This window comes from Paenibacillus glycinis (assembly GCF_009909185.1).
Taxonomy (GTDB): domain Bacteria; phylum Bacillota; class Bacilli; order Paenibacillales; family Paenibacillaceae; genus Paenibacillus_Z; species Paenibacillus_Z glycinis.
Genome location: NZ_JAAAMV010000029.1, coordinates 1 through 20,022, shown reverse-complemented (window position 1 = coordinate 20,022; position 20,022 = coordinate 1). Strand labels below are relative to the sequence as shown.

23 protein-coding genes and 1 pseudogene are annotated in these 20,022 nt (G+C 58.0%); 15 read left to right on the top strand and 9 right to left on the bottom strand.

Annotated features, from left to right (window positions below; genetic code table 11):
* Positions 1–23: 23 nt before the first annotated feature.
* The 3 genes from GT019_RS27450 to GT019_RS27440 all read right to left on the bottom strand — a co-directional run bounded on the left by GT019_RS27450 (position 24) and on the right by GT019_RS27440 (position 1,612).
* Positions 24–395 carry an EamA family transporter gene (locus GT019_RS27450; RefSeq protein WP_161746649.1) on the bottom strand — a complete coding sequence of 124 codons (372 nt, stop codon included), beginning with the start codon at positions 393–395 and terminating at the stop codon, positions 24–26.
* On the bottom strand, positions 392–754 hold the full coding sequence (locus GT019_RS27445) for a DUF2304 domain-containing protein (protein WP_161746648.1): 363 nt from the start codon (positions 752–754) through the stop codon (positions 392–394). The genes GT019_RS27450 and GT019_RS27445 overlap by 4 nt, the downstream gene beginning before the upstream one ends.
* A 150-nt stretch (positions 755–904) precedes the next feature.
* On the bottom strand, positions 905–1,612 hold the full coding sequence (locus tag GT019_RS27440) for a glycosyltransferase family 2 protein (protein WP_161746647.1): 708 nt from the start codon (positions 1,610–1,612) through the stop codon (positions 905–907).
* Between the two features lie 142 nt (positions 1,613–1,754).
* On the opposite strand from GT019_RS27440, the gene GT019_RS27435 reads away from it, so the two are divergent.
* The 3 genes from GT019_RS27435 (at position 1,755) to GT019_RS27425 (ending at position 5,086) form a co-directional block, all read left to right on the top strand.
* Positions 1,755–3,005, top strand: a complete 1,251-nt coding sequence (locus GT019_RS27435) for a glycosyltransferase family 39 protein (RefSeq protein WP_161746646.1) — start codon at positions 1,755–1,757, stop codon at positions 3,003–3,005.
* A gap of 115 nt (positions 3,006–3,120) precedes the next feature.
* Positions 3,121–4,185, top strand: coding sequence for a hypothetical protein (locus GT019_RS27430; RefSeq protein ID WP_161746645.1), 1,065 nt, complete (start codon positions 3,121–3,123; stop codon positions 4,183–4,185).
* A 31-nt stretch (positions 4,186–4,216) separates the two neighbouring features.
* A complete protein-coding gene (locus tag GT019_RS27425; RefSeq protein WP_161746644.1) occupies positions 4,217–5,086 on the top strand; it encodes a hypothetical protein in 870 nt (289 codons plus the stop codon).
* Positions 5,087–5,176: 90 nt separating this feature from the next.
* Here the strand turns inward: GT019_RS27425 and GT019_RS27420 are convergent, their stop codons facing one another.
* The 4 genes from GT019_RS27420 to GT019_RS27405 form a co-directional block, all read right to left on the bottom strand.
* A complete protein-coding gene (locus tag GT019_RS27420; protein ID WP_161746643.1) occupies positions 5,177–6,142 on the bottom strand; it encodes a type I phosphomannose isomerase catalytic subunit in 966 nt (321 codons plus the stop codon).
* Positions 6,143–6,239: 97 nt separating this feature from the next.
* Positions 6,240–6,638 (bottom strand): VOC family protein, encoded by a 399-nt coding sequence (locus tag GT019_RS27415; protein WP_161746642.1) that lies wholly within the window; start codon positions 6,636–6,638, stop codon positions 6,240–6,242.
* 46 nt (positions 6,639–6,684) lie between these two features.
* A complete protein-coding gene (locus GT019_RS27410; RefSeq protein ID WP_161746641.1) occupies positions 6,685–7,308 on the bottom strand; it encodes a class I SAM-dependent methyltransferase in 624 nt (207 codons plus the stop codon).
* Positions 7,309–8,277, bottom strand: coding sequence for a TIGR01212 family radical SAM protein (locus GT019_RS27405; RefSeq protein WP_161746640.1), 969 nt, complete (start codon positions 8,275–8,277; stop codon positions 7,309–7,311). It lies immediately after the preceding gene.
* A gap of 314 nt (positions 8,278–8,591) precedes the next feature.
* Between GT019_RS27405 and GT019_RS27400 the strand changes: the two genes are divergently transcribed.
* On the top strand, positions 8,592–8,777 hold the full coding sequence (locus GT019_RS27400) for a hypothetical protein (protein WP_161746639.1): 186 nt from the start codon (positions 8,592–8,594) through the stop codon (positions 8,775–8,777).
* 169 nt (positions 8,778–8,946) lie between these two features.
* Positions 8,947–9,732 (top strand): tRNA (guanosine(46)-N7)-methyltransferase TrmB, encoded by a 786-nt coding sequence (gene trmB, locus GT019_RS27395; protein ID WP_161746638.1) that lies wholly within the window; start codon positions 8,947–8,949, stop codon positions 9,730–9,732.
* Here the strand turns inward: trmB and GT019_RS27390 are convergent.
* Positions 9,651–10,208 carry a phosphatase PAP2 family protein gene (locus tag GT019_RS27390; RefSeq protein WP_161746637.1) on the bottom strand — a complete coding sequence of 186 codons (558 nt, stop codon included), beginning with the start codon at positions 10,206–10,208 and terminating at the stop codon, positions 9,651–9,653. The genes trmB and GT019_RS27390 overlap by 82 nt on opposite strands.
* A 235-nt stretch (positions 10,209–10,443) precedes the next feature.
* Here GT019_RS27390 and GT019_RS27385 point away from each other — a divergent pair, with 235 nt between their 5' ends.
* The 7 genes from GT019_RS27385 (at position 10,444) to GT019_RS27355 (ending at position 16,550) form a co-directional block, all read left to right on the top strand.
* On the top strand, positions 10,444–11,622 hold the full coding sequence (locus GT019_RS27385; RefSeq protein WP_161746636.1) for a glycosyltransferase family 4 protein: 1,179 nt from the start codon (positions 10,444–10,446) through the stop codon (positions 11,620–11,622).
* 302 nt (positions 11,623–11,924) lie between these two features.
* On the top strand, positions 11,925–13,163 hold the full coding sequence (locus GT019_RS27380; RefSeq protein ID WP_161746635.1) for a glycosyltransferase family 2 protein: 1,239 nt from the start codon (positions 11,925–11,927) through the stop codon (positions 13,161–13,163).
* A gap of 375 nt (positions 13,164–13,538) precedes the next feature.
* Entirely contained in the window at positions 13,539–14,036 is a 498-nt protein-coding gene (gene infC, locus GT019_RS27375) for a translation initiation factor IF-3 (RefSeq protein WP_161746745.1), read from the top strand.
* A gap of 23 nt (positions 14,037–14,059) precedes the next feature.
* On the top strand, positions 14,060–14,263 hold the full coding sequence (rpmI, locus tag GT019_RS27370; protein ID WP_161746634.1) for a 50S ribosomal protein L35: 204 nt from the start codon (positions 14,060–14,062) through the stop codon (positions 14,261–14,263).
* Positions 14,264–14,301: 38 nt separating this feature from the next.
* Positions 14,302–14,661 carry a 50S ribosomal protein L20 gene (gene rplT, locus GT019_RS27365; protein WP_161746633.1) on the top strand — a complete coding sequence of 120 codons (360 nt, stop codon included), beginning with the start codon at positions 14,302–14,304 and terminating at the stop codon, positions 14,659–14,661.
* 132 nt (positions 14,662–14,793) lie between these two features.
* Positions 14,794–15,915: a M24 family metallopeptidase gene (locus tag GT019_RS27360; RefSeq protein ID WP_161746632.1), complete on the top strand. Its 1,122-nt coding sequence runs from the start codon at positions 14,794–14,796 to the stop codon at positions 15,913–15,915.
* Positions 15,916–16,160: 245 nt separating this feature from the next.
* On the top strand, positions 16,161–16,550 hold the full coding sequence (locus GT019_RS27355) for a hypothetical protein (protein ID WP_161746631.1): 390 nt from the start codon (positions 16,161–16,163) through the stop codon (positions 16,548–16,550).
* A gap of 30 nt (positions 16,551–16,580) precedes the next feature.
* On the opposite strand, the gene GT019_RS27350 is transcribed toward GT019_RS27355, so the two are convergent.
* Complete coding sequence (locus GT019_RS27350) at positions 16,581–17,027, bottom strand: GNAT family N-acetyltransferase (protein WP_161746630.1); 447 nt, start codon at positions 17,025–17,027, stop codon at positions 16,581–16,583.
* Positions 17,028–17,554: 527 nt separating this feature from the next.
* Between GT019_RS27350 and ilvB the strand changes: the two genes are divergently transcribed.
* The 3 genes and pseudogenes from ilvB to GT019_RS27335 form a co-directional block, all read left to right on the top strand.
* On the top strand, positions 17,555–19,300 hold the full coding sequence (gene ilvB, locus GT019_RS27345) for a biosynthetic-type acetolactate synthase large subunit (protein WP_161746629.1): 1,746 nt from the start codon (positions 17,555–17,557) through the stop codon (positions 19,298–19,300).
* Positions 19,297–19,782, top strand: coding sequence for an acetolactate synthase small subunit (gene ilvN, locus GT019_RS27340; RefSeq protein ID WP_161746628.1), 486 nt, complete (start codon positions 19,297–19,299; stop codon positions 19,780–19,782). Before ilvB ends, ilvN begins: the two co-directional genes overlap by 4 nt.
* Positions 19,783–19,909: 127 nt before the next feature.
* Positions 19,910–20,022, top strand: a pseudogene (locus GT019_RS27335) (ketol-acid reductoisomerase); the annotation flags it as partial.

The window sequence follows — 20,022 nt, the reverse complement described above, 5'->3', positions numbered from 1 at the left end:
CGTTTCGCTGGTTCGTGCTTTTTTTAAGCGTATCTAGCGGACAGGCCGATGCAGGCGACGCCGGCCAGAATGAGCAGGCAGCCCGCGATCTTCAGCCCGGACAGCGACTCGCCGAACAGGTAGTACGCTCCGACGATGGAGAGGATGTAGGCCAGGCTTTGGATCGGATAGGCCAAGCCGAGGTCGACCTTGGACACGATGAAGAGCCAGAGGACGGTCGCGCAGCCGTAGATGAACAGTCCGCCTAGAATATAGGGCGAGAACATCAGCTCAATAATGGCGCGCAAGGATTCGAACGGCTTGTCCCGCTGCAGGAGCCCGTATTTCCACAGAAACTGTCCCGTCACGAGCATCAGCGTATTCGCCAGGATGAGCAGGAATTGGACGAGGTTCATGTGGTCTCGCGTCCTTCCGCCGCATGCCCGAGCTCCAGCAGCCGCTTCTCCATGACGGCAAACTCTTGGGTCAAGGTCTTGATTCGGTCGGATTGCTTGGACAAGCTGATCGTCTGGCGCACGAGCAGCGCGAGGATGAAGATGATCGTCACGAGAAACACGAAGGTCGGCATATAGGCAATGCCGATCCATACGGCGAACCGGTTGAGCAGCGGGATGCACGCGGCGGCCAGCACGCCGGCGGAGGCGGTCACGAGCCAGAGGAACGCATACCGGTCCTTCAGCTTTTGCGTTACCGTGAAGTAGACGATCAGCCCGAGGAAGAAGAGCGTGATCAAGATTGCGACAAGCTGGTTCATGGCTTAGCTTCCCTTTCGATTGTATGCTTTTGTATGCTTAGATTGCTGATTGTATGCTAATAGATTGCAATGTACGCTTCAATGCGTTCGAGGTTCGTCGACCGTGCGACTGCATGTCTTATCCGTAGAGCGAGCTGCGAGCACCCGCGTCTAGGAAAAGCTTTTGCGGATGAGCGAGAACATGGTCACCTTCAGCATGTAGTAGAGCGACTTGGACCAGTTGATGGACGACGTGCCGCCTTGGCGTCCGCGCATCTCGACGCTGATTTCTTTGATCCGGAAGCCGTGCTTGGACAAACTGACGAGCACCTCGACCTCCGGATAGTCCGTCGGGTAGCTGCGGGCGAACTGCTCGATCGCCGCCCTTCCCACGATGCGGAAGCCCGATGTCGGGTCATGCACGGGAATGCCGGTCAGCAGCCGGATCAGCTGGTGGAAATAAAAGATTCCGAGCCGGCGGGTCAGGCTGCCCCTGTAGCTGCTTTTCGCGACGAAGCGCGAGCCGATGACCATGTCCCAACCGTGGGTCGTGATTTCGTCCACCAGCTTCGCGATGTCCTCGGGCCGGTGCTGGCCGTCCGCGTCCAGCTGGATCGCGTAGGCATAGCCGCCGCGGTCGGCGTACTTGTAGCCGCTCTGCATGGAGCCGCCGATGCCGAGATTGATGGCGTGGCGCAGCGAAGGAAATCCTTGCTCGCGTATAATGTCCGGCGTGCGGTCCTTGGAGCCGTCGTCGATGACGACGAAATCGTAGGTCGTATGCCGCTTCAATTCATTCACGGTCTTGGCCAAGGTCGCTTCTTCGTTGTAGGCCGGAATGATGACCAGAATGTCGCTGCTGCGGTGCTGCTGTATCATTGCTTATCCTTCTTTCCCGTCTTTCCGTGCGGAGGTTGCTTCCTACCAAATCTTATATAGTATAATAGAAAACAAGGCTGGAAAACCAGTTATTTGGAAAGGAGCAGAACTCTTGTTTTCATTACGTTCGGAGACCTCCCGCATGAGGACGTTCGTATGGGTGCTTATGGCGGCCGTTTTTCTGGTCCATGCCGTGATCGTGCTTTGGCTTGGGGATCATTTTCTGCTCGGCTCTTACGAGAAACGCGACAACGACGACGTCAAGTACGTGTATTCCGCGCAGATGCTGGTCGAGCGCGGCACGCTCGTGTACAACAGCGGCCTGCAGCCGACGAACTTCATCATGCCGGCCATTCCCGTGCTTCTGAGCGGCTTTGTTTCGTTTCTGGACCGCGACGCGGCCGTTATGGGCTTCCGTCTACTGCAATGCCTGATGCAGGCGGCTTCGATCTACTTGATCTTCATCCTGGCCCGGGAAACGCTGGGGAGGCGGGTAGCCGTAGCGGCCGTGCTGCTGGATGCGCTGTACATACCGAATTTGTTCGCCTCGGGAGCGATTCTAACCGAATCGACGTTCAAAGTGCTGTTTTTGTTGCTTATTTCCAGTTTTATTTACGCGGTGAAACGGCGAACGGCGGGCGCGTACGTTTTTGCCGGCATCATGCTGGGGCTGGCTTGCTACGTGAAGCCGCAGTGCGCGCTGATTCCCGTTTGCCTGCTCGTCCTATGGCTGATGCGCCGCTACAGCTGGAAGGAGATCGTCAAGTACACGGCGATCGTCGGCGCGTGCAGCATGCTGCTGCTCACGCCCTGGTGGGTTCGCAATTACAACGACTTTCACGAGTTCATTCCGTTCACCAAGTCCACGGGCAATCCGATGCTGCTTGGCGCGCTGATCAAGCGGGCCGCGCCGCCGCAGGGCTTCTTCGACCAATACCCGGAATACAAGGGAGACAGCAACAACCTGTTCGCCGGCTACGACGCCGAGCAGAAACGGACGGCGCAGCGTCTGATTGCCTACGGCTTCAAGCATCAGACCCTGGCGTACGCCTATTGGTTCACGGTAGGCAAATCGATCGAGCTGTTCATCAATCCGTTCTACTCCAAGCCCGTTCCCGGGCTGCCGCGTCCGGCGATCAACGTCGTGCACTGGCTCTACGTGCTGATCGGCTTCGCCGGCATCTTCCTTACGGTCGTGCGGAGGCGATTCAGGCCGGCGCTGTTCATCCTGCTGCCGTTTCTCTACTATTGGTTCATACATCTACCATTTATTACCTTCGGGCGCTACGGTTATCCGCTGATGTGCCTATTATCGATCTTCGCCGCGTTTGCCGTCGTTTCCATCTTGGAAGCGAGCGGCTTGCTGCGGGGAAAGGAAGAGGTCGCCGAATGATTCGGCGGCCTCTTTTTTATTATGCTGCGCCTAGTTACAATATTTGTCTATAGCGGCTATCATTAATTCCAGGCACGCGATATTGGACGATTCAAATCCTAAGGAGGCGATAAGGATGCAGGTTTCGTTATCGAAAGTCGAAATTCCGGCCGTACGTTTGGCTGCGGGCAAGGAATACGTCACGATCGTTTTCGGCATTTGGCTCATCGGCGGCGTGTTCGTGGACGGGTTTGCGCACAATCACGGCGTCGTGGAGACGTTCTTCACCCCCTGGCATGCGATTTTGTATTCGGGCTTCATGGCTTCGGCGGTTTGGATGGGCTGGCTGCTCCGGCAGTCGAAGATCGCGACGGGCGCGACCTGGCGGGAAGCCGCGCCCGTCGGCTACGGCCTCGGGCTGATCGGCGTGGTCGTCTTTCTGCTTGGCGGGCTCGGCGATATGTATTGGCATACCGTATTCGGCATCGAACAGAGCACGGCGGCGCTGCTGAGTCCGACCCACTTGGTCCTGCTGCTCGGCGCGCTCTTGATTCTGTCCAGTCCCTTCCGCGCCGGCTGGCATGACGGCGCCGTGTCCAGACCCGGATGGGCCGCGTTCACGCCCGCGTTTCTTTCCCTGGTCATCACGACCGGCGCCGTGAGCTTCTTTCTCATGTATGCCTGGATGTTCCGCTACAATTTGCCCGCCTCGTCGACCGTAGACTGGTATGCGGGCCAATTCGGCGGCGGACTCATTGCCGAAAATAACGAGATGCGCGGACTGTCTTATATTCTGATCGATACGCTCGTGTATATGTTCCCGGTATTTTTGCTCATGAAGCGATGGCAGCTGCCGTTCGGCGCGATCGCGCTGCATTTCGCGTTGATCGCCGTCATGATGAACGTGTTGGACGGATTCCAGAATTACCCGTCGATCTTCATCGCGCTCGCTGCCGGTTTGATCGGCGATGTCCTCTATCGCGCGCTGGGGGTCGGAGAGAGGCGCGCTTCGGTCGCCGCCGAACGAATCATCGCGGCCGCGGTGCCGATCGCGCTGTGGAGCTTTTATTACGCGTGGATGGCGATCTCGGACGGCATCGGCTGGGAGACGGAGCTGTGGGCGGGCTCGATCGTCGAAGCGACGCTGCTGTCGATGGGCTTGCAGCTGCTTGCGGCGCAGAAACCGCCGGTCGGGAGATAACCCCATGAGGAACGCAAAGGGGACCCGGCGAATGGGATACGCCGTAAGCCTGCTCGCGCTGCTGCTTCTGCTGCTAAACGGCTGCGGGAGCGCGACGATGGCGGGCGTGGACGTTCATCCGCCGACGAAGGGCCTGCTGCATTACCTTCAGCAGGCCGGACAAATGGGCAACGTATCCGACCGGGGCTATCGGGTCGCGGTGGAAGCGGATGGCATGGACGAAGACGGACGTCCCGTGGGCGGCCAGGAGATCTCGCTGGCGCTTCAGGTGCTGGACCCTGCCGGCCGGCCGGTCGACGAATTCGCGGAAGACATGACGAAGCTGATGCATTTCATCGTCGTCAGCAAGGACCTGGCGGATTTTCAGCATCTTCATCCCGTGTACGAAGGCGAAGGGCGATTCGGGGTGAAGCTGACGTTTCCCAACGGCGGACCGTTCCTGCTCGTCTCCGAATTCATGCCGGACGGAAAAGGACTTACCGTCTACAAAACGTGGATCGACGTGGGCGGGGAAGAGCCCGGGGCCGCAAAGCTGAAGCCGGATGCTTCCCCGACAAGCGTCACCGTGGACGGCATCGAGATCAAGCTGTCCGCGATGCCGGAGCTGAACGAGCTGAAGGCCGGCGGGACGGTCATGCTGGATTTCGCGCTACGGAAGGCGGACACGGGCGAACGGATCGTGTTGGAGCCGTATCTCGGCACGGCGGGGCACTGCGTCATTCTGGACGAGAACGCGCGGCAATACCTGCATGTCCATGCCGTCAGCGAGATGAGCACCGGCTCCAGCGTCATGTTCCACGCGGCGTTTCCGAAGGCGGGCGTGTATAAGCTCTGGGCGCAATTTCAGTATCAGGGGCGCGTCTATACGGCGCCGTTCGTCGTGAACGTCCAAGGCGCCTAGCGTGCAAAAGGAACGACAAAAAAACGACATCCGCTTCTGCGGCTGTCGTTTTTTGCTGAATTGGTTATGAACGCACGCTGAGCGTCGTGCTTATGGCGTTACGCTGCGGAGCACGGTCAGATGGCCGTCCAGCTCGTAGCCGCCGAGGCTCGCCGGAAGCAGGAAGCATTCGCCTGCCTTGACGTCCTGCTTGCCGCCGTCCCAGCTGAGCGTGCCGCTGCCTTCGGCGATGACGAGGATCACGAACGACTCCGTCGTCGTCGTCAGCTTCCAAGGCGCGCGCACGAGGCCTTTCTCGACGATGAAATACGGCGATTCCGCGATCGCGAGCCATTCGTTGCCGCCGATGCCGTCCGTCTTCATGCGGCTTGCGCCGGCGCCTTCGTACGCGGTGACGTTGAGGGAGTCCTCGACGTGCAGCTCGCGGAGCTTGCCGTCGAGTCCCGGACGGTTGTAATCGAACACCCGGTACGTCGTATCGGAGTTCTGCTGGATCTCGGCCACGACGACGCCCGCGCACAGGGCGTGCACGGTGCCGGCCGGGATGTAGAACGCATCGCCGGCTTCGACGGGAACTTCCTGGAGGCAGTCCATGACGCGGCCTTCCTCGATAGCGGCGGCGAGCGCCGGGCGGTCAACGCCTTCCTTGAGCCCGTAGATGATCTTGGCGCCGGGCTCGGCGGCCAGGATGTACCACATTTCGGTTTTGCCGAGCTCGCCTTTCGGTAGCTTCTCGTACGAATCGGTCGGATGCACTTGGATGGACAGGTCGTCGTTGCAGTCCAGCAGCTTGATCAGGAGCGGGAAGCGGCCGTTCTCGACATAGCCTTTCGTGCCGAAGAACTCGCGTCCGTATCGCTCGCGGATTTCGTCGAGGCCAAGTCCGGCAAGGCTGCCGTTCATGACTTTGGTCGTGCCGTTGGGATGGTCGCCGATCATCCAGCCTTCGCCGATGGCGCCGTCCGGCAGCTCGAGTCCGAATTGCTCCAGCGCGCGGCCGCCCCAGATGCGTTCTTTCATTTCAGGTTTGAATTGCAGCGGATATGCTTGAGTCATTGATTTCTCTCCTCTAATCGTAAATTTCTCTATTTAACATCGAAAACGCATAATGCTAATCCCGGAGGCGGTGCTATGGCGCAAAACGCCGGCAAGACTATTGCCGCTTGGCAGGCTGGAACATTTCCAGGAATTCGCCGTCCGGTCCTTCGAAGAAGAAGTAACGGGCGCCGTTCGGCAGCGTCGTGATCGCGGCGTCGCGAACGGTGACGCCTTCCAGGCCGTTCAAGCGGGCGAATTCCGCTTCCACGTCGTCGACCGTGAATGCGACGTGATGCGTTCTGCCTTCGGGGGCCAACTGGCCGGAATAATTTTGGATCAGCTCGATCTCGCTCTCCTCGCCGTCGGTACCCGTGAGGAAGGCCATCAGGATGATGCCGTCCGTATGCGTCAAGGAATAGAGATACTTGAGGCCGACGAATTCCGTGTAAAACTTGATCGATGCTTCCATGTCCGTCACCATGATGCCGACGTGCTCCAATTTGCGAACTGCCATGAATAATTCCTCCTTGAATTGGTTTACCGGCGCAATGCCGGCGGCTTCAAGCTTTCTTTTCTACGGCGGCCAAATACGGCGCCTCGGCCTTCTGAATCAAGCGGTACAGCATCGCTTGGCCCAGCGGCTGCGGAAGCGACGACGCCCACGCCGCGACGGCCTCGGCTTCTTCAAGGCCGCCGGGGTGGCCCGGGTACAGCACGGCGGTCAGGATGCCGCCGGGCCTCAGCAGCCGAAGCGCCGCTTCCAGCGCGGCGAGAGTGGATGCAGGCTCCGTAATGACGGCTTGATCCGCTCCCGGCAGGTAGCCGAGGTTGAACATGACGGCCGCGACGGAGCCGCGGTGCGCTTCGGCCACATGCTTGTCCATGTCCGCATGGCTGGCGTGGACGAGACGAAGCGGCCGGATGTCGGCTTCATGCAGGCCGCCGGCATCCGGCGCTCCGGCTCCGTATGTTCCGCCGATGGCGGCCTCAATCCGCGACCGCGTTCGCTCCAAAGCGGCTTCCTGGATGTCGAATGCGTATACCGCGCCGCGCGGACCGACAAGCTCGGCGAGGAACTGCGTGTCCACGCCGTTGCCGCAGGTGGCGTCAACGACGGCATCGCCCGGCGAGACGCGTTCCTTCACGAGTCGCCGGGCCATGCCGAGCACGCTGATAAAGCCCATTTATTCGGCCTCCCGCAGGCGGCCTTGCCACGTGCCGCGGCTTGCCAGTTCGTGATCGATGGCGTTGAGCACTTCCCATTTCTTGAGGCTCCACATCGGCCCGATCAGCAGGTCGCGCGGCGCGTCGCCGGTCAGTCGGTGCACGATCATCTCCGGCGGGAGCAGCTCCAGCGTGTCGACGATCAGCTTCACGTACTCGTCCTGGTCCAGGAAGCGCAGCAGACCGGCTTCGAACTGCCTGACCATGGGCGTCTTGCGCATCAGGTGCAGCAGGTGGATCTTGATCCCCTGCACGTCCATGGCCGCGACGGCGCGGCCCGTATCCATCATCATCTCGTGCGTTTCCTGCGGGAGGCCGTAGATGATATGCGCGCAGACGCGAATGCCGCGGGCGCGAAGCCGTTTGACCGCATCCTCGTAGCAGGCCGTATCGTGCGCACGGTTGATGAGCGTCGAGGTCGATTCGTGGATCGTCTGCAGCCCCATCTCGACCCAGAGGTACGTGCGCTCGTTCAGCTCCGCCAAATAATCGACGACATCGTCGGGCAGGCAATCCGGCCTGGTGGCGATCGATAAACCGACGACGCCGGGCTGGACGAGGATCGCTTCATAATATTCCCGAAGTTCCTCGACCGGCGCATACGTATTCGTGTACGCCTGGAAATAACCGATATATTGCGCCTCCGGCCATTTCTGATGCTGCAGATCGCGGATCTTGTTGAATTGCGTGATGAGATCGTCCCTGCGGCTGCCGGCAAAATCGCCCGAGCCCCGCGCGCTGCAGAACGTGCAGCCTCCGGCCGCGATGGAGCCGTCCCGGTTCGGGCAGGTGAAGCCGGCATCGAGCATGACCTTGAACACCTTGCCCCCGAACTGTTCCCGCATTTCGAAATTCCATGTATGAAACCTTTTGTCGTTCCATAACCTAGGGGTTAAGGAAAAGGCATCCGGCGTTAGTTGAACCTGCATGCGCGTATAGCTCCTCTTGCTTCTTATTTCTTTCTTGCGGTTAATTACAATCATAACGAAAAAACGCGCAAAACGCCATGAGCCCCCGGTTCGATTAACCGGCGTAACGCTGGAAATTGTCGGACAAGCAAGGAAAATAGCTGGAAAATGAAAGCGATTTTTTTAAAAAAAGGGCTTGCTATACCTTACATGACCTGTTATATTAAAAGTGCGACAGATCAACAAATTCACTGCATTTACCATCTTCCCACTCCTACTCGTAGCAAGTTGGTTTTTTGGAAATTCGCGCGATCAAATCAGTGAGGTGATGAGGAATGAATACGCAAGTGAAGATTCCGCACGGCGACGAGAAAGTCACGGTCGAATTGACGAGAAAAGAATTGATGTCCCTGGCCGGCATCCGGTTCCACGACAATCATAAAATCGAGGTTTCCGCGCGCAAGAAACTGCATGATATTTTGGAGTCGCAAGAGAGCACTCCGAGCCAGCTGATGAACTGAACCTTACTCCGAACGGATTCAAGCCGCAGGCGAGCTACGCGCCGCGGCTTTTTATTTTGCGTCCGTACGCGTGCGGGAAGGCTGCGCCATCACGGGCGGGGTTTACAAGGAGTGCGGAAATCGGGCACAATAGGGACTAGCTTAGAAGACGTGGAGGAATGAGTGTTTTATGCGCCTTAGAGGAAGAAAAGGAATTTTGGAGAGCATCGAAGCCCAGCCGGAGCTGGTCGTGTTGGATGCGGGACCGTACAAGGGACGCTGGCGGGAGTTTTTCGGAAACGACAATCCCATCTACGTCGAGCTCGGCATGGGGAAGGGCAAATTCATCAGCGACATGAGCGTGCGGAACCCGCAGATCAACTTTATCGGGGTGGACATGTACGATGAACTGATCCGCCGCGCGAGCGAGAAAGCCCGCAACGCTTGGGAAGCGGCCCATGGCACGGCGCAGCCGCCGAATCTGGCGCTGCTGCGCGCCAACATCGAAGGCATCGAGCAGATGTTCGCGCCGGGCGAGGTGCAACGGATCCATTTGAACTTCAGCGATCCGTGGCCGAAGGCGAAGCATGCGCGCCGCCGGCTGACGCATCCGCGTTTCGTGGCCAAATACATGGAAATCTTGAACGACCTGGGCGAAATCCATTTCAAGACGGATTCGCAGTCGCTCTTCGAGTTCTCGCTGAACAGCTTCGCCGACATGGAGCTGATGATGCGCAATATCTCGCTCCACCTGCATAAGGAAAAGCTGCGCGACGATCTCGTGTTAACGGAGTACGAAGGCAAATTCGTCGAGCGCGGAAACAATATCCACCGCGTGGAGGTCGTGATCGGCGAGAAGGCGATCGCTGCCCACCGGGCCGCGAAGCGCGCGGCTCAGATGAAGGACCAAGCCGCGGAGACGAGCACGGACGTGAGCGAGCCGAGCACGGCGCCGACCGTGACGTCGGAAGGATAATGAAGACCCAAATACATGCGTGACCAAGCCACCGAACCGCCGATCAGGATCGCGACGGGCAGGAGGATCGGCAGCAGCGCGTAATCGACGAGCAGCCAAGGCATCAGCCAGGCGAAGATAGCCGTTGTGTGACCGGATGGGAACGACGAGTCATGCAGCGGCTTTCGGCATGTATGGACGGCTTCGAGCGCCTGGTAAGGACGCAGGCGGCAAAATTTACGTTTGACGACCGCGACCGGAATATGGCTGACGGCTACGGCGGCGAAAGACTGCCAGCCGGCAATGCTCCATAAGCCGGGTGCCGCAAGCGCCAGAAGCAAAGACGAAAGGAGCGTGAACGTTGCGCCGCCCGTATGGGTAATGCTCCCCAGCCAGCGGCTCAGCCACCTGTTCAGGCCTTCGTGCGACGGCCTGCGGTTCGCCCAGAAGAATACACGCTGTTCATGCGTTAACGCCCAGAAAACCATATTGTCCATGGTGATCTCCTCCGGTATGCGAGAGTTCTTCCTCCCCCAGTTTAAGCTCCGAATGTTTCCGCCGCGTCAACGATCTGCTAAGCGGATATTAATTTCTTCACATGCCCTTCATGAAGTCTTGATACAACGGTAATACAAATCCTTTACACTAACTCCAAAATCCCGGTGAGCCGCTCAACGACTTTAGTCCTACCGTCGAGCGCTGCGTCTGCCGGAACGATGGAGGCGATTTCCCATGCGGCTTGCTTTGTTTACAGATACGTTTGCACCCGAGATCAACGGCGTTGCCCGTACGCTCGAACGCTGGACGGATTATTTGCGCGCGCAGGACGTGCCTTGCCTCGTCTTTGCCCCGGATCCGGCCATATCCAAATCCCGCGAGGCTTCGCCTTTCGTGGAACGTTTCGTCAGCCTGCCGTTCTTCCTCTATCCGGAATGCAGGCTCGCGCTGCCGAATCCCCTTCACGTCCGCCGGGCGCTGGACGCGTTCCAGCCGACGATGATCCACGTGGCGACGCCGTTCAACATGGGGCTATTCGGCATTCATTACGCCAAAAAACACCGGATTCCGCTCGTAGCCTCGTACCATACGCATTTTGATCGCTATTTGGCGTTTTACAATATCCAATGGATGGTTAAGATGTTATGGAGGTATATCAACTGGTTCCATCAGGATTGCCGGTATATATTCGTACCCTCCAAATCGACCCTTCATGATTTGAAGGAACGGGGGTGGGATGAGAAACGACTGGCCGTTTGGACGCGGGGCGTCGATACGAAGAGCTACCATCCGAACGTGGACAAAGCGCAGCTACTGGCTAAACACGGACTTCAGAATAGTCCCTATATCGCGTTTTACGCGGGCAGGCTTGCCCCCGAGAAGAACGTGGACGTCGCCATATCCGCCTTCGCGAAGTTCCAGCGGGACGTATGCAAGGATGCCGTATTGGTCATCGCCGGAGACGGACCGTCCACGGAAGCGCTGAAGACGCAGGCGCTGCAAGAAGGCGTCAATGCCCATTTCCTGGGCTTTACCGCCATGCCCGAGCTGCAGCAGTGGTACGCGGCGGCCGACGTGTTCCTCTTTCCGTCGTCGACGGAGACGTTCGGCAACGTCGTGCTCGAGGCCATGGCATGCGGCGCGCCCGTGATCTGCGCCGATACCGGCGGCGTCACGGATACCGTCCGCCACGAATGGAACGGGCTGCGCTGCGAACCGGGCAGCGTCGATTCGTTCGCCGCGGCGCTTGAACGGCTGTACCGCGACGAGAGCCTGAGCGGCCGCATGATGGCGCGAGGCCTCGCGCACAGCCTCAGACAATCCTGGGACGCGATCTTCGACGAACTGCTGGCGAGATTCCGGGAGGTGTCCGCGGCGGACGACCGTTCATCATTTCGTCACATTCGGGGCTGAGGCGACCGAAACTTTCCAGCCCGCCGAAACGTTAATTGAAATTGAAACATGATTTATTCGTAAATGGCAGAAAATAAGGGCGAGACGGAAGAAAACTGGGCTTTGGCTCGGCACAGCGCCGATGCAAGCGTTTTTCTTCGCGATCTTGACGGTTGAGCGGCGTTTTCCACTTTTGACAAAAGCATGCCGGGCATGGAAAATCAGTAAGGCTGCGGTTTACAAAAAAAAGATATCGCGGCCGCCCGACAAACAAAACTAGAGAAAATATCAAAAATGGGGTCTCAAGGGGGTAGTAAAAAGTAATGATCAACACCATCATTATTCTGTTTCAAATCTTTTTGGCTTTCGTAGGCGTTTACCAATTCAGCATTTCCCTGTTCGGAATCGTAAGAAAACGCAGAGCCTCGCAGCATAAGCCGCAAAAGTCGTTTGCCGTTTTGGTCGCCGCGCATAACGAGGCGCAGGTCGTCGGAGCGCTCGTCGAGAATTTGAAAAACCTGGATTACCCGAAAGAACTTTACGATATTTTCGTCATTTGCGATAACTGCACGGACAATACCGCCGAGATCGTCCGCCAATACGGCGCGACGGCTTGCGAGCGCAAGAATCCGCATCTCCGCGGCAAAGGCCACGCGATCGAGTGGATGCTGAAGGAACTGTGGGCGATGCCGCGCCAGTACGACGCCATCGTCATGTTCGATGCCGACAACCTGGTGGGCAACGACTTCCTGCTTCACATGAACAACGATTTGTGCGAAGGCCACAAGGTCATCCAAGGCTACCTGGATACCAAGAACCCGACGGACTCCTGGGTTACCGCTTCGTACGCCATCACGTACTGGTACTGCAACCGGCTGTGGCAGCTGTCCCGCCGCAACCTGAACATGGCCAATTACCTTGGCGGCACGGGCATGTGTTTCGATACCGAGCTCATGAAGGAAATGGGCTGGGGGGCCACGAGCCTCGTCGAGGACCTGGAGTTTTCCATGCGCTGCGTGAAGCGCGGCATCCATCCGGTACTGAATTACGACGCGAAGGTGTACGACGAGAAGCCGCTCAGCTTCAAGGCCTCGGCGCGCCAGCGGCTGCGCTGGATGCAGGGACACTTCACCGTGGCGAGAAGCTACTTCTTCCCGCTGCTCTGGCAGAGCATCAAGGAGCGCAGCTTCGTCAAGTTCGACGCGGCGCTGTACTCCATCTCGGTGTACAACACGTTCCTCGGCTTCCTCGTTACGGCGTTGCTTTACTTGGATAACCTGATTCCGGCGGACAACGCGTTCGCGTCCATTTATTACTATCTTCCGAGCTGGGTAGCGGTCGTGGCCATCTCGGCGACGGTCGTCATGTTCCCGCTGGTCATGGCGCTCGAAGGCATCAAGTCGTGGAAAATGTACGCGCACCTGCTGTCGATGGTCGTATTCCAGCTGTCCTGGCTGCCGATCACGTTCTACGCCTTCTTCACGCAGAACAACAAACAGTGGAGCCACACGCAGCATACCCGCGTTCTGCGGCTTGAAGAGGTGCAGAGCAAGCAGGTATAACGGGCTGCTTCCGTTTGCCGGGTAGGCATTGACAGCCGCATGCAAGCCGTGCTATATTACTTTGGTAACATGTCTTGTAACGACTAAAGGATTTACCTCACGCACAAGCAGAGGCGCCCGCTTCTCACCTATTCGGCTTCGGCTGAACGGTATGCGTTCGATGATTAAGAACAGGCTTCAGCTGCGCGCTGATTACATTGCCTTCCATCTTGGTTATTGAAATGCGGGTCCCGAGCGGGCCCGCATTTTTTGCTTTTGCTGGGAAGATCAGATCAGGAGTCAAGCTTCGCGTAATTTTTTCTGATCTTTTTGAGAGAAGGGAACTTCTCGATTCATAAACTTTGGAGGTGGCAGGTTATTAGCAGGGAACATCAAATCAACGATGAGATTCGGGCCAGGGAAGTGCGGGTCGTAGGCGCCGAGGGCGAGCAGCTCGGCATCAAGCTTTTCCGCGAGGCGCTGCAAATGGCGATCGATTTGAACATGGACCTCGTAAACGTTGCGCCGACAGCGAAACCGCCGGTGTGCCGGATCATGGACTATGGCAAGTTCCGTTATGAGCAGCAAAAGAAGGAAAAGGAAGCCCGCAAGAATCAGAAAATCGTTGACACCAAGGAAGTCTGGTTCCGCGCGAACATCGACGAGAACGACTACCAGACGAAATTCCGCAACGTCGTGAAATTTCTGGGCGAAGGCGATAAAGTGAAATGCTCCGTCCGTTTCCGCGGACGCGAAATCACGCATGCTTCCGTCGGCCAGAAGATTCTGGACCGGCTGGCAAGCGAAGTGGCCGACTTGTGCGTCATGGAGCGCGTTCCGAAACTCGAGGGCCGCAGCATGATCATGATTTTGGCGCCAAAACCAACCAACTAACATTCTTTGAGGAGGAACACCACATGCCGAAAATGAAAACTCACAGCAGTCTGAAAGACCGCTTCAAAATCACGGGTACAGGCAAAGTCATGCGTTATAAAGCGTACAGAAACCACCTTCTGTCGGGCAAATCCGCTCGTCAAAAACGCGTTTTGGCCACGCAGCCGCTCCTGTCTTCCGGCGACGAAAAACGTTTGGCTCAAGGTCTCGCAAACATCAAAGGTTAACTCATATTCTTTACTAATCACTCGGGAGGTTTCTACTCATGGCAAGAGTTAAAGGCGGATTCGTCCGTGCACGTCGTCGTAAAAGAATTTTGAAACTGGCAAAAGGTTATTTCGGTTCCAAGCATCGCCTGTTTAAAACAGCTAAAGAGCAAGTGATGAAATCCTTGCTTTACGCATACCGCGACCGTCGCCAACACAAACGCGACATCCGCAAACTGTGGATCGTCCGTATCAACGCGGCAGCTCGCCAAAACGGCCTGTCCTACAGCAAATTCATGTACGGCCTGAAACTCGCTGGCGTCGAAGTCAACCGCAAGATGCTGGCTGACCTCGCCGTGAACGACATCGGTTCGTTCAACGCGTTCGCGAACCTTGCAAAACAAAAAGTAAACGCCTAGTTCCGGCGTTCATACGGAAGCGTCCTCCACTCGGAGGGCGCTTTTTTTCCGGCTTGCCGCGGAAGTAGACATCGCGCTGGATAGTTTCGCGGGCGGCAAGTACAATAACAATAAGAAAGGCGGTCGATGGACATGAATACGCGCATTAAGCAACTGCAGACTTACATGGACGGCAACGGAATCGAAGCGATGCTGATTACCTCGCCGAAGCATGTGTATTACTTGACCGGGTTCGCGACGGATCCTCACGAACGGTTTCTGGGGCTGCTGGTGCCGCGAGGGGACGAAGCGTTCCTGCTCGTGCCCGCGCTCGATCTCGAAGCCGCCCAGTCGGCTTCGGCCGTAACGAAGATTTACACGCACGCCGATACGGACGATGCTTACGCGGTTCTCGGCAAGCTGCTGCCGAAGGGCATCCGGCGGTTGGGCGTGGAGAAGGAGCATCTCAGCGTAGTGCGCTTCGAGGCGCTTGCCGCGGCGGTCGGCGAAGCGGAATACGCCGATATCGGCTTGCCGCTGCGCGAGATGCGCGCGGTCAAGACGCCGGAAGAAGCGGCCCGCATGCGCGGCGCGGTGCGCCTCGTCGAAAACGTGCTGCGCGAAGGCGTAGCCATGGTGAAGCCCGGCGTGACGGAAATCGAACTCGTGGCGGAGCTGGAATACCGGATGAAGAAGCTGGGCGCGCAAGGACCGTCGTTCGATACGCTCGTCCTGGCCGGAGCCAAGTCTGCGATGCCGCACGGCGCTCCGGACGGCACGGCCGTGCGCGAAGGCGAGTTTCTGCTCTTCGATCTGGGCGTGTTCGCGGACGGTTACGCGTCCGATATTACGAGGACCTTTGCCGTCGGGGAGATAACGAGCGACATGAAGCGGATCTATGGCGCCGTCTTGGACGGCAATCTGCGCGCGATCGAGGCTATCCGGCCGGGCATATCGTTCGGCAGCCTGGACCGCGCGGCGCGCGAGTCGATAGCGGCGGCAGGGTACGGTCCGCAGTTCAACCACCGGCTGGGACACGGCCTCGGTCTGGATATTCACGAATATCCGTCGATTCACGGAAATAACGAAGAGCTGGTCCGCGAAGGGATGACCTTCACCGTCGAGCCCGGCATCTACGTGCCGGGAGTCGGCGGCGTGCGAATCGAGGACGATGTCCTCGTGACGGCGGATGGCGTCGAGGTGCTGACGTCGTTTCCGAAGGGATTGACGGTCATCGGGCAGGGCCGCATGGACGCCGGATCGTTGACGGATTAACCACGGATAAGAGAAAAAAAGCTCCGCAGACCGGCCGCGACGCGCCGTCGGTTTGCGGAGTTTTTTCGCTCGGAGGCTTCCATTTGGTGTTTTGCCTTAGGGACATCGGTACAATCCAACTCTCCTGCTAGCGAATAGAGTATAGGACAACGCCGTTTAACCTTCTGAGACAAATGCCGGGCAAGCGCATTTGTCATATAGGGATAACACAAGCAATGGAAGTACAAACACGAGGAGGAAATCCAATGCCACGCGTTACAAAAGAACAGGCGCAGAAACTGGTCGGCAAAACGATCTACGCGGTTCGTAAGGACGGATCGGTCGTTACGGGCAAGCTCGTTCGGATGCACCAAAATCAGCTGCAGCTGGTTCCGGTGGTCAACGGCAAAGAGGTGCAGACGAGAGCGATTATTCCGCTCGTGCTGTTCGATCTGCTCGCCATCGGCCTTTTTGCGGGAGGCGGCTTCGGCTTCGGCGGCTTCGGCGGTTTCGGTCCCGGCTTCGGCGGTCCCGGGTTTGGTCCCGGCTTCGGCGGCCCCGGCTTCGGTCCCGGCTTCGGCGGCCCCGGCTTCGACGGCGGCTGCAATCAATGCTGCCAGCCCGGTCCCGGCTTCAACAACGGCCCGTTTTTCTAAGGCCCGCCATGCAAGGCAGGAACGAGCTGGCTACACCAGCGCTTTCAGCATCTCGTAACAGCGCAGATCCGAATAATAGCGGACGGTCTGAAAGCCCAGTCTGGCGTAGAGCCGCTGGGCTCTTGGATTTGATTGGTCGACGAAGAGGCGGGCGATTTTGGCACCGTTTTGCCTGCCTTGCGTTTCGGCTTGGTTCATGAGGGTCGTGCCGATCTGCTTGCCGCGGTGCTGCGGATGGACGACCAGCAGATCGTAGAGCAGGAGGTCGCCGCGGATATAGAAATGGATAAAGCCCGTCGGCAGGCTGCGTCTCGTTCGGGAGTGGACGAGCGAGACGCCGTCGCTTATGCGTTTGGACAGCTCGCGTATCGTCTGGGCATCCCTGGGCGATGCTGTATAGGAGAGGGGAATCAGTTCCTGCTTGATCAGCCGGATGATTTCCTGATCGTCCGTGCGCGCCCGGCGTGCGCGAATCATAAGGCATCCCGCTTTCTTTGGCATAGGGTGCTATATAGTATGTCGATCGGGCGGCTCGCGCGCATAGCGGCTTCGGCGTACATAAGTTTTTCTCGGATTGCTTATCCTTTGGCTTGACGTTTGAAACGGCAAGGCATATAATTAGCTTCAAGCTAACAAGATGTCGCTTTACCGCTATAAAGTGATCTGCTATGAAGAGGACGAAGTGTTAAGGGCCCTTTTGCTCCAGAGAGCGCGCGGAACTGCTGAGACCGACGCCAAAATCCCTTTTCAACGAGCTCACCTCGGAGCTGTTTTCCTGAAAAGTTTCGCCGACCGGCGGAGCGCATTAGGGAAAATCGTAAGGCACACGTTAATGTGCCAAGGTATGAACAGACCTTGTTCTCGTTCTTACCTTATGAGGTTATGTGCCGTGAGGCGCATGACAAACTGGGTGGTACCACGGAAGATCAACCTTTCGTCCCTGGACGCGATAAGCGTCTGGGAACGAAAGGTTTTTTTGTTTTTTTAGAAGGGAGGACGACTTAATGGTCGCTCAAAACGCAACGTTAAGGTCAAAAGAGGAAATCAAAGAAAAGCTGAGCAAACCGGAGGTCATCACGGGCTCTGAAATTTTGCTCCGCAGCTTGGTGCTGGAGGATGTCGATTGCGTGTTCGGCTATCCCGGCGGCGCGGTGCTTTACATCTACGATGCCATGCATGGATTTTCGGACTTTCAGCATCTGCTGACCCGTCACGAGCAAGGCGCCATTCACGCGGCGGACGGCTATGCGCGCGCCAGCGGCAAAGTCGGCGTCTGCATCGCGACCTCGGGTCCGGGGGCGACGAACTTGGTCACGGGCATCGCGACCGCGTACATGGATTCGGTGCCGCTTGTCGTCATCACCGGCAACGTCGCAACGACGCTGATCGGAACGGACGCGTTCCAGGAAGCGGACATCACCGGCATCACGATGCCGATCACGAAGCACAGCTACTTGGTTCGCAAGGCGGCCGACCTGCCGCGCATCATCCACGAAGCGTTCCATATCGCGAATACGGGTCGCAAAGGTCCGGTGTTGATCGACATTCCGAAGGACGTATCGGCCGAGCTCGCCATGTTCGAGCCGGTAACGGAAGTGAATATCCGCGGGTACAATCCGACCGTTCAGCCGAACAAGCTGCAGGTCGACAAAATGATCAAGGCGATCCAGGAAGCGGAGCGCCCGATCGTATTGGCTGGCGGCGGCGTCGTTTACTCCGGCGGTCACGAAGAGCTTCATGAATTCATTATCAAATCGGGCATTCCGATCACGACGACCTTGCTCGGCCTGGGCGCTTTCCCGAGCGGCGAGGATCTGTGGCTCGGCATGCCGGGCATGCACGGCACGTACACGGCGAACACGGCGATTCAAACGTCCGACCTGCTCATCAATATCGGCGCGCGCTTCGACGACCGCGTCACGGGCAAGCTGGCCGGCTTCGCGCCGCATGCCAAGATCGTCCACATCGACATCGATCCGGCCGAAATCGGCAAAAACGTGCCGACGGACATCCCGATCGTCGGCGACGTGAAAACGGTGCTGCAAATCGCGAACAAGGACGTGAAATACGCGGCCAAAGCGGATGCATGGCGGGCGCAGCTGCTCGCTTCCAAGCTGGATAAGCCGTTCCGGTACACGGACAGCGAGGACGAATTGAAGCCGCAATGGGTTATCGAGATGCTGTACGAGGAATCCAAAGGCGAAGCGATCGTCACGACCGACGTCGGCCAGCATCAGATGTGGGCCGCGCAATTCTACAAGTTCAACAAGCCGCGTTCCTGGGTCACCTCCGGAGGCCTCGGCACGATGGGCTTCGGGTTCCCTTCGGCAATCGGCGCGCAAATGGCGAACCCGGATCGTCTGGTCATCTCCATCAACGGCGACGGCGGCATCCAGATGTGCGCGCAGGAGCTCGCGATCTGCGCCATCAACAACATTCCGGTCAAGGTTGTCATCATCAACAACCAGGTACTCGGCATGGTGCGCCAATGGCAGGAGCTGATTTACGATAACCGCTACAGCCATATCGACCTTTCCGGCAGCCCGGATTTCGTCAAATTGGCGGAAGCGTACGGCGTTCGCGGCTTCCGGGCTTCGAACAAGGAAGAGGCGCGTTCGGCTTGGGCCGAAGCCATGAACCATCCCGGACCGGCCGTCGTGGAATTCGTCGTGCGCAAGCACGAGAACGTATATCCGATGGTTACGCAAGGGTCCACGATCGATCAAATGTTAATGGGGGATGCGGAATGAAACGACATACGATAGCCGTTCTCGTCAACGACCAGCCCGGCGTCCTCCAGCGCGTATCCGGCTTGTTCGGACGCCGCGGCTTCAATATCGAAAGCATTACCGTCGGGACCAGCGAGGAAGCCGGCTTGTCCCGGATGGTCATCGTCACCACCGGCGACGACAACACGCTCGAACAGGTCACCAAGCAATTGTACAAGCTCATTGACGTCATCAAAGTCGTCGACCTCAGCGCGAATCCGATGGTCGCCCGCGAGCTGGCCCTCATTAAAGTCAGCGCCGAGCCGGCGGTGCGTCCTGAAATCATGGGCGTCGTCGAGACGTTCCGCGCGGCGATCGTCGATATCGGCACGCATACGATGATGGTCCAAGTCGTCGGCGATACGGAGAAGATCGACGCGATGGTCGAGCTCATGAAGCCGTACGGCATCCGCGAGCTGTCCCGCACGGGCGTCACCGCAATGACGCGCGGCAACGCGAAATAACGAACTGAAACGCCGCTTTTGAGCGGGGGTTAGAGCGCGGATGACGCTGTCGCCAAGCGCCTCGGCTGCGCGTCCCGCCTGTAACACCCGCTCAAAAGGGTCCAATAAAAGGAGGCTTCATCTACAAATGGCAGTTACATTGTATTATGAAAAAGACGCAGACCAAAGCGTTCTGCAAGGCAAAACGATCGCAGTCATCGGTTACGGTTCCCAAGGTCACGCGCAAGCGCAAAACCTGCG